General features: G+C 71.6%; 14 protein-coding genes. 5 read left to right on the top strand and 9 right to left on the bottom strand.

The genetic code is table 11. The features are described from left to right. Positions 1-113 precede the first annotated feature (113 nt). Entirely contained in the window at positions 114-1,160 is a 1,047-nt protein-coding gene (locus tag QT196_RS12705; RefSeq protein ID WP_168478963.1) for an aldose epimerase family protein, read from the bottom strand. A 50-nt stretch (positions 1,161-1,210) separates the two neighbouring features. Next, positions 1,211-2,125 carry an SGNH/GDSL hydrolase family protein gene (locus tag QT196_RS12700; protein WP_168478962.1) on the bottom strand — a complete coding sequence of 305 codons (915 nt, stop codon included), beginning with the start codon at positions 2,123-2,125 and terminating at the stop codon, positions 1,211-1,213. 322 nt (positions 2,126-2,447) lie between these two features. Here QT196_RS12700 and QT196_RS12695 point away from each other — a divergent pair, with 322 nt between their 5' ends. Both QT196_RS12695 and QT196_RS12690 read left to right on the top strand, forming a co-directional pair. Continuing rightward, positions 2,448-2,942 carry a DUF3145 domain-containing protein gene (locus QT196_RS12695; protein WP_085926170.1) on the top strand — a complete coding sequence of 165 codons (495 nt, stop codon included), beginning with the start codon at positions 2,448-2,450 and terminating at the stop codon, positions 2,940-2,942. A gap of 69 nt (positions 2,943-3,011) precedes the next feature. Continuing rightward, complete coding sequence (locus QT196_RS12690; RefSeq protein WP_290354921.1) at positions 3,012-3,902, top strand: NAD(P)-dependent oxidoreductase; 891 nt, start codon at positions 3,012-3,014, stop codon at positions 3,900-3,902. Positions 3,903-3,967: 65 nt separating this feature from the next. Here the strand turns inward: QT196_RS12690 and fabF are convergent, their stop codons facing one another. The 5 genes from fabF to QT196_RS12665 all read right to left on the bottom strand — a co-directional run bounded on the left by fabF (position 3,968) and on the right by QT196_RS12665 (position 8,939). Then, positions 3,968-5,233 (bottom strand): beta-ketoacyl-ACP synthase II, encoded by a 1,266-nt coding sequence (gene fabF, locus QT196_RS12685; RefSeq protein WP_168478960.1) that lies wholly within the window; start codon positions 5,231-5,233, stop codon positions 3,968-3,970. 76 nt (positions 5,234-5,309) lie between these two features. Beyond that, entirely contained in the window at positions 5,310-5,558 is a 249-nt protein-coding gene (locus QT196_RS12680; RefSeq protein WP_030991425.1) for an acyl carrier protein, read from the bottom strand. A gap of 105 nt (positions 5,559-5,663) precedes the next feature. After that, positions 5,664-6,710 carry a ketoacyl-ACP synthase III gene (locus QT196_RS12675; RefSeq protein ID WP_168478959.1) on the bottom strand — a complete coding sequence of 349 codons (1,047 nt, stop codon included), beginning with the start codon at positions 6,708-6,710 and terminating at the stop codon, positions 5,664-5,666. 13 nt (positions 6,711-6,723) lie between these two features. Next, a complete protein-coding gene (locus tag QT196_RS12670) occupies positions 6,724-7,665 on the bottom strand; it encodes an ACP S-malonyltransferase (protein ID WP_168478958.1) in 942 nt (313 codons plus the stop codon). A gap of 89 nt (positions 7,666-7,754) precedes the next feature. Next, entirely contained in the window at positions 7,755-8,939 is a 1,185-nt protein-coding gene (locus QT196_RS12665) for a helix-turn-helix domain-containing protein (protein ID WP_168478957.1), read from the bottom strand. Positions 8,940-8,996: 57 nt separating this feature from the next. Between QT196_RS12665 and QT196_RS12660 the strand changes: the two genes are divergently transcribed. Next, complete coding sequence (locus tag QT196_RS12660) at positions 8,997-9,668, top strand: pirin family protein (RefSeq protein ID WP_211117340.1); 672 nt, start codon at positions 8,997-8,999, stop codon at positions 9,666-9,668. A gap of 48 nt (positions 9,669-9,716) precedes the next feature. Here QT196_RS12660 and QT196_RS12655 read toward each other — a convergent pair whose 3' ends face one another. Further along, positions 9,717-10,538, bottom strand: a complete 822-nt coding sequence (locus QT196_RS12655; protein ID WP_266730769.1) for a serine hydrolase domain-containing protein — start codon at positions 10,536-10,538, stop codon at positions 9,717-9,719. A 147-nt stretch (positions 10,539-10,685) separates the two neighbouring features. On the opposite strand from QT196_RS12655, the gene QT196_RS12650 reads away from it, so the two are divergent. Both QT196_RS12650 and QT196_RS12645 read left to right on the top strand, forming a co-directional pair. Further along, positions 10,686-11,174 (top strand): MerR family transcriptional regulator, encoded by a 489-nt coding sequence (locus tag QT196_RS12650; protein ID WP_168478954.1) that lies wholly within the window; start codon positions 10,686-10,688, stop codon positions 11,172-11,174. Between the two features lie 6 nt (positions 11,175-11,180). Beyond that, the gene (locus QT196_RS12645) at positions 11,181-12,197 is read left to right on the top strand and encodes an aldo/keto reductase (RefSeq protein WP_168478953.1); all 1,017 of its coding nucleotides are present in this window, start codon (positions 11,181-11,183) and stop codon (positions 12,195-12,197) included. Positions 12,198-12,256: 59 nt separating this feature from the next. Here the strand turns inward: QT196_RS12645 and QT196_RS12640 are convergent, their stop codons facing one another. After that, positions 12,257-13,507, bottom strand: coding sequence for an acyltransferase (locus QT196_RS12640; protein WP_290354920.1), 1,251 nt, complete (start codon positions 13,505-13,507; stop codon positions 12,257-12,259). Positions 13,508-13,577 lie beyond the last annotated feature (70 nt).

Below are 13,577 nucleotides of genomic sequence, written 5' to 3'. Positions count from 1 at the left end.
AGGGCAGCAGTGAACGGAAACGGAACGGACCGGACAACCGATCGGTGCCATCGTTCCGCCCCGGCCCCCTCCGTGGCGTCGCCGCACAGGATGACCTTCGCGCGGCCGTGCCCTTAAGGGTGTCCCGCAGTCCGCGGCCGCACCGAGAAGCCGTACACGGTCTCCGAGCGATAGGTCTCGCCGGGCCGCAGCACCGTGCCGGGGTAGTCCGGGCGGTTCGGGGAGTCCGGGAAGTGCTGGGTTTCCAGGGCCAGTCCGGCCGCCGGTCCGTAGGGGACGCCCGAGGTGCCGGTCAGGGTGCCGTCGAGATGACCGGCGGTGTAGAGCTGGAGACCGGGCTCGGTGGTGGCCAGCGTCAGGGCCCGGCCGGAGCGCGGGTCGTACAACTCCGCGACGGTGCGCGGTGCGTGGCACACCCCGCCGTCCAGCGCGAAGTTGTGGTCGAAGGCACCGTCCACCGTGCGCGCCGTCCGGAAGTCGAAGCGGGTGCCGGCCACTTCGGCGGGTGCGCCGGGCAGCGGGATGCCGCCGGTGTCGCACGGTGTGTACCGGGACGCCGCCAGCCGCAGCTCGTGCCCGCTGGCGCTGCCGCTGCCGTCCCCGCCCAGATTGAGGTACGTGTGGTTGGTGAGGTTGACGACGGTCGGCGCGTCGGTCCGCGCGCGGGAGACGATGCGCAGCGCGCCGCCGGGGGAGAGGGTGTAGGTCACGCTGACGTCCAGGGCGCCCGGGAAGGCCTCCTCACCGTCCGGGGAGACCCGGTGCAGCCGCACCCCGCCATCGACCGGCCGGGCGTCCCACACCACCCGGGAGAAGTTCCGCGGTCCGCCGTGCAGGCTGTGGGGCCCGTTATTGGGCGTCAGTTCCCAGGTCCGGCCGTCGAGTCGGAACGACGCCCCGGCGATCCGGTTCGCATACCGCCCGACCAGCGCGCCGAAGTGCGACCCGCCGTGCGCGACATACGAGCCGAGGTCGGCGAAGCCCAGCGCCAGCTGTCCCCGCGCCCCGTCCCGGTCCGGGGCGTCCACTGTCTGGATGATTCCGCCGTAGGTCAGGACCCGGACCCGCACGCCGCCGGGCCCCGACTCCAGGGTCCAGCGGTCGACCGGCGTACCGTCCTCCAGCACGCCGAAGGCTTCCCTGCTGACCTGCGTCTTCATGGCAGCGACCCTATGCCCGCCGGCCACCGGGCGGGGCCGGGAGAGCGTGTTCAGCTGCCGCGGCCGGGCCGGGTGACCGTGCGGAACGCCAGCTCCGCCAGCTCCTTCTGGCCGCCGGTGCCGGGGTGGAACCAGTCCCAGGTGCTCAACTGCCGCCCCGTGAAGCGGTAGTCGAAGACCGACTTGTCGAACCGGCACAGCGGGTCGGTGCCGCACACCTCCGCCAGCGCCGTGTTGTACGCCATCACCCGGTCCTGGACGTCCGCCCGCCGGTCGTGCGCCGCCTTGGTCAGATCGTCCGGGTCGCGCAGCATGGACCCGCAGATGCCGAGCTTCCACACCTGTTTGCCGAGCGGGTTCTTGCGCCCTTCCGACCACAGCCGCAGCAGATCCGGCACCGCCGCGACATACACCTGGGTGTGCGGCAGTTTGCGCCGCAGGTACTTCATGGACCGCGCGAAGTCTGCGCGGAAGGCGCCCGCCGGGGTCATCGAGCGTACGTCGCGCCGGCAGGCGTCGTTGGCGCCGATCAGGACCGTGACCAGCTCGGGCTTCCGGTCGGCGGCCGCGGTGATCTGGTCCGGCAGATCCCTCATCAGCGCACCGGTCCGGGCGAGGTTCCAGCTGTGTGTGGCGGGGCGTTTGACCAGTCGTCGGGCGAGGCTGTCGACCTTGGGGTCGGTGCCGGTGGCCCAGGAGACCTGCGGGCAGTCGGAGAGGACGGTGCAGGCGTCGAAGCCGACGGTGATGGAGTCGCCGAGGGCGGCGATCGAGCGGGGGTTGGTGCGCCACACGGGCGCCTTGGCGGCCTTCCGCTTGCCCGCGGCGCCGGATTGCGGAGCGGAGCCGTCACCACTACAGGCGGTGAGGGCGATCACCAGTGCGGAACCGACGGCGACGGTGCGTGAGAAGCGGAGTCCGAAGCGGATGCGCCGGGGGCGAACAGGCCGATCGATCCGCGTCATCCCCTGTCCCCTCCGGCGTGCGAGTGATATCTCTTCGGGTACCGACGGTACGTCACCCCCTCGACCGGCACCGCGCGATAGCTTTGCCCCGTGCTTGCCGGGCGGTGACCCAAAGTGGCAAGTGCAGTCGGCGCAGACAAATTACATCACGTCATTTCCTGTCCCTTTTGCGGCAAATTCCGCCTAATGGTGTTTACTGTAGGTCACCAGCATGCTGGTGCCGAAGTGGTCACTGGGGCAGAATGACAACTGTCCCGGCCGCAACCGGAACGGGCACGAGGCCGCTGGGGAAGGCGAACCTCGAACCGCACTGGAGGTCCCGGTGACGACACGTGGAGTTCTGTACGTCCACTCCGCTCCGCGCGCGCTGTGCCCGCACGTCGAATGGGCCGTCGCGGGCGTCCTCGGTGTGCGCGTCAACCTCGACTGGATCCGCCAGCCGGCGTCCCCGGGCACCTGGAGAGCCGAGTTCTCCTGGCAGGGCGAGGCCGGCACGGCCTCCAAGCTGGCCTCCGCGCTGCGCGGCTGGCATCTGCTGCGCTTCGAGGTGACCGCGGAACCCTGCTCCACCGCGGAGGGCGAGCGCTACAGCTCCACCCCCGATCTGGGGATCTTTCACGCCGTCACGGGCATCCACGGCGACATCCTCATCCCCGAGGACCGGCTGCGCGCCGCGGTCGCCCGCTCGGCGACCGGCGAGACCGAGCTGGCCGCCGAGGTCGCCAAGCTCCTCGGCAAACCGTGGGACGACGAACTGGAGCCCTTCCGGTACGCGGGCGAGGGCGCCCCGGTCCGCTGGCTCCACCAGGTCGTCTGACCCTCCGGCACGCCCGCGACACGCGGCGGCGGTTGCCTTCGAGTGCGCTTCACGTCCTAGCGTGCGCTCATGGCCGACAACACGTCATCCGACACTCTTTCCGTAGCGGTGCTCGGCACCGGAATCATGGGCGCGGCGATGGCCCGCAACCTCGCGGCGGCCGGTCTGGACGTCCGCGCCTGGAACCGGACGCGCGCCCGTGCCCAGCCGCTGGCCGCCGACGGCGTCCGGGTCACCGGCAGCCCCGCCGAAGCGGTGGACGGCGCCGACGTGGTCCTCACGATGCTGCTCGACGGGGCGGCCGTCCTCGACGCGCTGCGGCAGGCCGCCGGCGCGCTGTCGCCAGGCGCCCTGTTTCTCCAGATGAGCACGGTCGGCACCGACGGGCTCGCCCCGCTCGCCCGGTTCGCCGACGAGCACCGCCTGCGCTTCGTCGACGCTCCCGTACTGGGCACCAAGGTGAACGCGGAGAAAGGCGGGTTGACGGTTCTGGCGGCCGGCCCGCAGGACGTACGGGAGCGCGCCGCGCGGGTCTTCGACATCGTCGGGAGCACCACCCGGTGGGTCGGCGAGGACGGTGCGAGCGGGGCCGCCAGCCGCCTCAAGCTCGTCATCAACAGCTGGGTGCTGACGGTCGTCAACGGCACCGGCGAGGCGCTGGCGCTCGCCGAAGGGCTCGGGGTGGACCCGCGCGACTTCCTCGCCGCGGTCGCCGGCGGCGCGCTCGACCTGCCCTATCTGCGGCTGAAATCCGAGCTGATCCTGGCCGATAACTACCCTGCGAGCTTCACCGTGTCCGCGGCCCGCAAGGACGCCCGGCTCATCACGGAGGCCGCCAGTGAGGCCGGGGTACGGATGGATCTGGTGGCCGCGGACGCGGAACGCCTGCGCCGGGCCGAGGAACAGGGCCATGGCCACAAGGACGCCGCGGCGGCGTACTTCGCCAGTTTCGACCGCTGAAACGGGCCGAGGGCCCGCCCGGTGGGTGTCCACCGGGCGGGCCCTCAGGGTGTGCTGGGCGTGCCTCAGACCGAACGGAAGGCCAGCACCACGTTGTGGCCGCCGAAGCCGAACGAGTCGTTCAGGGCCGCGATCCGGCCCTCGGCCGGCAGCTGCCGGGGCTCGCCGCGGACGATGTCGGCGTCGGCCTCCGGGTCGAGCTGGTCGATGTTGATCGTCGGCGGGGCGACCCGGTTCTTGAGCGCGAGCACCGTGGCCACCGTCTCGATACCGCCCGCGCCACCCAGGAGGTGACCGGTCATCGACTTGGTGCTGGTGATGGCCATGTGGTCGACGTCGTCACCGAACGCCTTGCGCAGCGCCCGGAGCTCGCCGACGTCACCGGCCGGCGTCGAGGTGGCGTGCGCGTTCACATGCACGATCTCGGCGGGCTGGAGGTCGGTGTTGTCGAGGAGGTTCTGAAGCGCCGCCGCGATGCCGTTGCCGGACGGCTCGGGCTGCGTGATGTGGTGCGCGTCGGCCGAGATGCCCTGGCCGACGGCCTCCGCGTAGATCTTGGCGCCGCGGGCCTTGGCGTGCTCCTCGGACTCCAGGACGATCACGCCCGCGCCCTCGCCGAGCACGAAGCCGTTGCGGTCGACGTCCCAGGGGCGGGAGGCGCCCTGCGGGTCGTCGTTGTTCTTGGACATCGCCATCATGTTGCCGAACGCGACGATCGGCAGCGGGTGGATGGCGGCCTCCGTGCCACCCGCGACGACGACGTCGGCGCGGCCGGAGCGGATCATCTCGATCGCGTAGCCGATGGCCTCGGCGCCCGACGCGCACGCCGAGACCGGCGTGTGCACCCCGGCGCGGGCGTTGAACTCGATGCCCACGTTCGCGGACGGCGAGTTCGGCATCAGCATCGGCACGGTGTGCGGGGAGACGCGGCGTACGCCCTTCTCCTTGAGCACGTCGTACTGGTCGAGCAGGGTCGTCACACCGCCGATACCGGAGGCGATGACGGCACCCAGACGGTCGGGGTTGACCGAGGTGTCCTCGCCCGCCTTGGCGGTGAAGCCCGCGTCCTTCCAGGCCTCCTGGGCCGCGACGAGCGCGAACTGCGCCGAGCGGTCCAGCTTGCGGGCCTGCGGCCGCGGAATGATCTCGGTGGGCTCCACGGCGATCTGCCCGGCGATACGCACCGGCAGATCGGCGGCCCAGTCCTGTTCGAGGGTGCTGACACCGGAGCGTCCGGCGAGCAGGGCCTCCCAGGTCGAAGCGGTGTCGCCACCCAGCGGTGTGGTTGCGCCGATACCGGTGACGACCACGGTGCGATTGGTCGCATTCACGGGAATTCTTACTCCACGGGTAGAGGGGTTGGAATCGACGGCGCCACCGCGGGGTGGCGACATACGCAGAGCTGGATCAGCTCTGGTGCTTGAGGATGTACTCGGTCGCGTCGCCGACCGTCTTGAGGTTCTTGACGTCGTCGTCCGGGATCTTCACGTCGAAGCGCTCTTCGGCGGCGACGACGACCTCGACCATGGACAGCGAGTCAACGTCCAGGTCGTCGGTGAAGGACTTGTCCACCTGGACGTCCTCGGTGGGGATCCCGGCGATCTCGTTCACGATCTCGGCGAGACCGGCGACGATCTCTTCCTGAGTGGCGGCCATGATGGCGCTCCTTCGGTCATTTTAAGGGGAAACTGCGTTACTTGCGGTGAAGATCCGTTCGGCGTCCGACACGTCCGAGGACGTACGGGGCTGCGCAGATCTTGCCTAGGGGAGGGTAACCACCGTCGCGGCATAGACGAGACCCGCCCCGAAGCCGATGACCAGTGCGGTGTCGCCGCTCTTGGCCTGTCCGGTCGCCAACAGCCGCTCCATGGCGAGCGGAATGGAGGCGGCCGAGGTGTTGCCGGTGGTCTCCACATCGCGGGCGACCGTCACGCTCTCCGGCAGCTTCAGAGTCTTCACCATCGAGTCGATGATCCGCATGTTGGCCTGGTGCGGAATGAAGACGTCCAGGTCGTCCGGGCTGACTCCGGCCGCGTCCAGCGCCTGCTGGGCGACCTTCGCCATCTCGAACACCGCCCACCGGAAGACCGCCTGGCCCTCCTGGGTGATGGCGGGGTAGCGGATCTCCTCCGGAGCGGGGCGGCCCTCGGGCGCGTCTCCGCCGGGGACCGGGGTGGGGCGGTAGACGTCCCAGCCGAGGGTCTGCTTGATGGTCTCGGCCTTGTCGCCCTCCGAACCCCAGACCGTCGGACCGATCTCGGGCTCGTTGGCCGGGCCGACGATCACCGCACCGGCGCCGTCACCGAAGAGGAAGGCCGTCGCGCGGTCCTCCAGGTCGGTGAGGTCCGAGAGCCGCTCCACGCCGAGGACGAGCACATACTCCGCCGAGCCCTCGGTCACCAGGCCCTTGGCCAGGGTCAGTCCGTAGCCGAAGCCCGCACAGCCCGCCGAGATGTCGAACGCGGCCGGCTTGCCGGCACCGATACGGTGCGCGATCTCGGTCGCGATCGCCGGGGTCTGCTTGAAGTGCGACACGGTGGAGACGATCACGGCGCCGATCTGCTCGGGCGTGATCCCGGCGTCGGCGATGGCCTTGCCGGACGCCTCGACCGACATGGTCGCCACGGTCTCCTCGGGGCCCGCCCAGTGGCGGGTCGCGATACCGGACCGCGAGCGGATCCACTCGTCGGACGAGTCGATGTGCTTGAGGATCTCTTCGTTCGGCACGACACGCGTCGGGCGGTAGCCGCCGACGCCCATGATCCGCGCGTACGGGGCGCCCTTCGAGGGCTTGATCTTCGAGGTCATGCGCTGCGGACTCCTATTCGGCCGGGGCGGATTGCTCGGCGATCAGCGTGCGGGCCGCGTCGAGGTCGTCGGGCGTCTTGAGGGCGAGGGTCCGCACGCCGGGCAGGGCGCGCTTGGCCAGGCCGGTGAGCGTGCCGCCGGGGGCCGCCTCGATGAGCGTGGTGACCCCGAGCTGCTTGAAGGTCTCCATGCACAGGTCCCAGCGCACGGGGTTGGCCACCTGGCCCACCAGCCGCTGCACCAGTTCCTGGCCGGAGGAGACCAGCGCGCCGTCCTTGTTGGAGACGTAGCGGGTGTGCGGATCGGCGACCGACAGCTGGGTGGTCGCGGATTCCAGGGCCGAGACGGCGGGTGCCATGTGGTGAGTATGGAACGCGCCGGCCACCTTCAGCGGTACGACCCGGCGAGTGCCTTCCGGCTTGTTCTCGACCAGCGCGGCGATCTGCTCGGCGGTGCCCGCGGCGACGATCTGGCCGGCGCCGTTCACATTCGCCGGCGTCAGGCCCAGCTGCTCCAGATGCGGGATGACCACGGCCTCGTCGCCGCCCAGCAGCGCGGCCATACCGGTCTCGGTGACGGCGGCGGCCTCGGCCATCGCCTGGCCACGGCGGCGCACCAGCTGCATCGCGTCCTCGTCGGACAGCGTGCCGGCCAGCGCGGCGGCGGCCAGCTCACCGACGCTGTGGCCGGCCACCGCGCCGGTCCGCGTGGCGACGTCGTCGGCCGTGGCGAAGAGCTGACGGGCGGAGAGCAGGGCGGCGGCCACCAGCAGCGGCTGCGCCACCGCGGTGTCACGGATCTCCTCCTCGTCCGCCTTCGTGCCGTAGTGGACCAGGTCCAGGTCGATGGCGGCCGACCAGGCGCGGAGCCGGTCCTCGACACCGGGGAGGTCGAGCCAGGGAGTCAGGAAGCCGGGCGTCTGAGCGCCTTGGCCGGGAGCGACGAGTACGAGCACCCTCACACTCTCTCTTGTGGGTGGTTCCGCCCGCCCGTGGGGACAAGGACGAAGAACCATCGGGGGAATTGTTGGTGTCCGACAAAAGTCTAGGGTTGGGCCTCACCGTCAGCCAGACGCCCCAGAATCAACGCGATACGGAGGGTGAACGCCGAGCGCACATCAGAGGGTGACCAGCCGGTGACGTCGGTCACACGTCGCAGCCGATAGCGCACGGTGTTGGGGTGCACGAAGAGCATCCTGGCGGCCCCCTCCAGACTGCTCGCCTGCTCCAGATAGACGCTCAGCGTCTCCAGCAGCGCCGACCCGGCTTCCTCCAGCGGTCTGTAGATCTCCTCCACCAACTGGTCGCGCGCGACCGGGTCCGAGGCCATCGCGCGCTCCGGCAGCAGATCGTCCGCGAGCACCGGCCGCGGGGCGTCCGGCCAGGCGGCACAGGCCCGCAGTCCGGCGGCGGCGGCCTGCGCCGAGCGGGTCGCGGCCAGCAGATCGGAGACCACCGGGCCGGCCACCACGGGCCCGGCGGCATACGGGCCGATCAGTGCCTTCGCGGCCTTCAGCGGATTGTCCGAACCGCCCGTGATCACCACCAGACGGGAGCCCAGCACACCGGTCAGGACCTGGAGCTTGGCGTGCCGGGCGGCCCGCCGGATCGCCTCCACGGTCAGTTCGCTGTCCCCGTCGGGCGCGGTGCCCAGCACCACACACACGTGCTCGGGGGAGTTCCAGCCCAGCGCCGCCGCACGGGAGACCGCGCCCTCGTCGGCCTCCCCCGACAGCACCGCGTTGACCACGAGGGACTCCAGCCGGGCGTCCCACGCGCCGCGGGCCTCGGCCGCCTGGGCGTAGACCTGGGCGGTGGCGAAGGCGATCTCCCGGGCGTAGACCAGCAGCGCCTCGCGCAGCACGGACTCATCGCCCGGGGCCGCGACCTCGTCGATCGCGGACTCCATGACCTCGATGGTCGTCCGGACCATCTCCACGGTCTGCCGCAGCGTGATCGCCCGGGTCAGCTCGCGCGGCGCCGTGCCGAAGACATCGGTGCTGATCGCCTGGGGGGTCTCCGGATGCCGGAACCATTCGGTGAACGCGGCGATACCGGCCTGCGCCACCAGGCCGATCCAGGAACGATTCTCCGGGGGCATCGCGCGGTACCACGGCAGGGTGGCGTCCATGCGGGCGATGGCGGCGGCCGCCAGCTTCCCGGACGAATTCTCCAGGCGCCGGAGGGTCGCGGAGTGCGGGTGCGCGTCGCGCGATGCGGGTTCAGACACGGGACAAGCCTGCACTATCGGGGCGGGGAGGTGAGGGGGCGGGGCTACCGTGGGCCCATGATTCAGGTGCGGAGAGGCCATGAACGGTATCCGGGCGGGGACGCGGAGGCCGGGATCGTGTCGTCGCACGCGTTCTCTTTCGGGCCCCATTTCGACCCGGAGAATCTGCGCTTCGGCGCGCTGGTCGCCTGCAACGAGGAGCGGCTGACGGCGGGCGCCGGATTCGACGAGCACCCGCACCGCGACACGGAGATCGTGACCTGGGTGGTCGAAGGAGAGCTGACCCACCGCGATTCGGCGGGCCACGAGACCACCGTACGCCCCGGTGATCTCCAGCGGCTCAGCTCGGCGGGCGGCGTCCGGCATGTGGAGCGCAACGACGGCGCCGGGCCGCTGTGCTTCGTGCAGATGTGGCTGACACCGCAGGAGGCCGGCGGGGAGCCGTCGTACGAGGTGGTGCGCGGCATCGCCGACGGCACTCCCTACGCGGTGCCGCGGGCCGGTGCCCTGCTGCATGTGCGCCGCCTCGCCGACGGGGAGCGCACCGCGGTGCCGGATGCCCGACGCGCCTATGTGCACGTGGTCCGCGGCGCCGTACAACTGGGCGACGCGCGCCTGGAGCCCGGCGACGCGGCGCGGATCACCGACGGGGAGGGGCTGGAGCTGCGGGGGCTGGCGGCGGCTGAGTGCCTGGTGTGGGAGATGGGGCCGGAGCCGGTGTACGGGTGAGCCGGAGCGGGACCGGGTGACCGGTACCGCGCGGCACATCCGGCCGGGTCAGGCGGTCTCCGCCAGCTCGGCGAGCACCGCGTCCGTCAGCGGCGGCCAGGCCTCGATCGCCCACGGCCCGAAGGCCCGGTCGGCCAGCGCCACACAGGCCGCACCGGCGTCCGGGTCCACCCACAGGAACGTCCCGGACTGTCCGAAGTGCCCGAACGTACGGGGCGAGGACGACGCGCCCGTCCAGTGCGGTGCCTTGCCGTCCCGGATCTCGAAGCCCAGCCCCCAGTCGTTGGGCTTCTGGTGCCCGTAGCCCGGCAGCACACCCGCCAGACCGGGGAAGACGACCTGCGTCGCGGCGGCCAGCGTCTGCGGGGCGAGCAGTCGGGGCGCCTGGAGTTCGGCCGCGAACCGGATCAGGTCGGCGACCGTGGAGATGCCGTCCTTGGCGGGCGAGCCGGCCAGCTCCGTCGCGGTCATCCCGAGCGGTGCGAGCACCGCCTCGTGCAGATACTGCGCGAAGGGGATGTCGGTGGCCTTGGCTATGTGGTCGCCCAGCGCCTCGAAACCGGCGTTGGAGTAGACCCGGCGGGTGCCGGGAGCGGCCATCGCGCGCTGTTCGTCGAAGGCCAGCCCCGAGGTGTGGGCGAGCAGATGACGGACCGTGGACCCCTCGGGCCCGGCCGGTTCGTCCAGCTCGACGGCGCCCTCCTCGACGGCCAGCAGCGCGGCGTAGGCGGCCAGCGGCTTGGTCACGGACGCCAGCGGGAAACGCTGCTCCAGGGGGCCGTACGCTCCGGCCACCGACCCATCGGCTCGTACGACGGCGGCGGCAGCGGTGGGCACCGGCCAGTTCTCGATCATCCGCAGGCTCTGCATGCCCACGAGCCTAACGTTCCCAAAATCCGGTCAAGTCTGGTCGTGATCGGTGCTTGCCTGGAGTGCACTCGAAGTCTCTAGCGTTGAAGCGGTCGAGAGGCTTCCGGCGAAATCGCCGGGCGACGTCCGACGTAGGGGAGACGGGGCATGACGGTAACGCAGAGCGAACCGGCAGTGAGCGAGGCGACCGCGACCGGGGGACTGGCGACGGCGGTACGCGACTGCGGCATCGCGCACGCGCATCCACGGCCCACCGGCCGTGACCAGTACACGATCAGCGAGGTGGCGGAGCACACCGGGCTCAGCGCGCACACCCTGCGCTGGTACGAGCGCATCGGCCTGATGCCGCACGTGGACCGCACCCACACCGGGCAGCGGCGCTTCAGCAACCGCGATCTGGACTGGCTGGACCTGGTGGCCAAGCTGCGGCTGACCGGTATGCCGGTCGCCGACATGGTCCGCTACGCCGAGCTGGTGCGCGCCGGTGAGCGCACGTTTCCCGAGCGGGAGCAGCTGCTGACCGCGCACCGCGAGGACGTACGGCAGCGCGTCGCCGAGCTCCAGAGCACGCTGGACGTACTCGACTACAAGATCGAAATCTATGCCGACGCCCGGCGGGCGTCCGAGAGGTTCTGAGGCTCCATGGGGAACGAGAAGATCGAGACGGTCGAGCTGGGCAGCGGCGGACCGCGGGTCGGGGTGCAGGGCCTCGGCTGTATGGGCATGAGCTTCGCCTACGGTCCGACGGACGCCGACGAGGCGCGGGCCACGCTGGAGCGCGCCCTGGAATTGGGCGTGACGCTCTTCGACACCGCCGATATGTACGGCATGGGGGAGAACGAGAAGTTCATCGCCCCGTTCATCCGGGCCCACCGCGACGAGGTCGTGCTGGCCACCAAGTTCGCGCTGGCCGTTGACCCGGACGACCCCACCAAGCGCGTCATACGCAACGACCGGGCCTACATCCGCCAGGCCGTCGAGGACAGCCTCCGGCGCCTGGGCGTGGACGAGATCGACCTGTACTACATGCACCGGCGCGAGGTGAACGTCCCGCTGGAGGAGTCGGTCGGCGCCATGGCCGAACTCGTCGCCGAGGGCAAGGTGAAGTACCTGGGGCTGAGCGAGGTGACCGGCGGCGAACTGCGCGCGGCGCAGGCCGTGCACCCGATCACGGCGGTCCAGTCCGAGTGGTCGCTGTTCAGCCGGGACATCGAGGACGGTGTGGTGCCGGCGGCGGCCGAGCTCGGCGTCGGGCTCGTGCCGTACTCACCGCTCGGCCGGGGCTTTCTGACCGGTGCGTTCGTGCAGGCCGACAAGGAGCTGGCCGCGGACGACTTCCGGCGTCAGCAGCCCCGCTTCACCGGCGACAACGCGGCCGCCAACGCCGCACTGCTGGAGCCGGTCCGCGCGATCGCCGAGGCCCATGGCGCCACGCCCGGCCAGATCGCGCTGGCCTGGCTTCAGCAGCAGGCCACGGCCCGCGGGCTCGCCGTCGTTCCGATCCCCGGCACCCGTAAGCGCAGCCGGGTCGAGGAGAACACCGCGGCGACCCGGATCCGGCTGACCGAGCAGGACCTGGCGCAGCTGGAGCCGATCGCCGGGCAGGTCGCGGGGGCGCGGTACGCGGACATGACGTTCACTTCGGCGGGACGGGAGTAGCGGGGGCGGGGCGGGGCCTTGGTGCCCCGCCCTTCGCCGTGCGCCCCAACGGGTGGGCGCTACGCCAGCCCCAGCGCGAACGCCCCGAATCCGGCGGCCAGGAGGGCGGCGGCGGCCCGGCGGGCCCCGGTGACACCGGTCCAGGGCGCCTCGAAGCGGCGGGTCGTCCGGCCGATGAGCAGCAGCGCGGCGGCGAACACCGGCAGCCAGGCGAGCCGGGCCAGGAGCCAGCCGAGGCCGTCGGGTGACGCCGTCAGCCCGGGGAACTGCCCCAGGAAGGACGCCGGTACGGCCAGCGAGAGCATCGCCGTCTGGTGCCAGCACAGGATCGTCAGCGCGGACAGGTTGACCAGCGCCACCGGGGCCCACAGGGCGGGCCGGCGCAGCAGCCGGGCGAGCCGGTCCCGGAGCAGCACCGCCGCACCGGACTGGGCCGCGGCCAGCGCCAGGACCAGCAGCGACGGCGGGTGGGAGTTCGTCCGGTGCTGCCCGGGGACGCCGACCATGCTCGTCGGATAGTGGAAGAACAGCAGCAGCGCGGCGAACACCGCGGCGCCGCCGAGCAGCAGCGACCAGGCGGCGCGCCGGCCGAGCCGCCGCTCGCCCCAGGAGACGCCGAGCTGATAGGCGAACATCCAGCCGGGCAGCAGGTTGAGCAGGCTCAGCCACGGCGGCATCGCCTCGGCGTACGGCCCGTAGCGCAGAAAGTCCACAACGGCCACGGACGCCGCCAGGGGGGCCGCGGCCCAGGCACCCATCCACCGGGCGGCGCGCACACAGCACGGCGTCAGCGCGGTGATCACCGCGTACACGCCGACGAACCACAGCGGCTGGATCACCAGCGTCGCCCCGGTCCGCAGCGTCGCCTCCGGCACGCCCAGTCCGTACAGGAGGGGCAGCAGCATCGCCCAGACGGCCGTCACCCCGAGCACCGGACGGCCCAGCCGCACCAGCCGGCCGCCCAGCCAGGACCGGGTGGACTCGCCCCGCCCGGTGGCGCGCCGCAACGACAGCACCGACGCGTGCCCGCCCACCAGGAAGAAGATGCCGAGCATCTGGAGGACCCAACTGGCGGGCGCGAGCCCGCCGACGGCGGTCAGCAGGCTGGCGTTGTGCAGCGCGCCCCCGCCGTCCAGGGTGAAGCCGCCGATCAGCCAGTGGCCGACGGGGACGGCGAGCAGTGCCAGCGCCCGCAGACCGTCCAGCGCACGGTCGCGGTCCGCGGGCGTACGGTCTGCCACGGCCACCGCGGACGCGCCCCCCAAGAGCGGGCGTCTGTGGCGCCGGGCAGTGGTGCGCAGCCAGGACATGGTGGGTCTCCCTCTCCCGTGGACGGTCCGGAGGGAAACGTAGGAAGAGGGGAGGTGACGAAGCGTCACA

It is taken from the genome of Streptomyces sp. P9-2B-2, from assembly GCF_030406865.1.
In the GTDB taxonomy this organism is placed as follows: domain Bacteria; phylum Actinomycetota; class Actinomycetes; order Streptomycetales; family Streptomycetaceae; genus Streptomyces; species Streptomyces platensis.
This window is presented reverse-complemented; position numbering and strand designations above follow the sequence as displayed.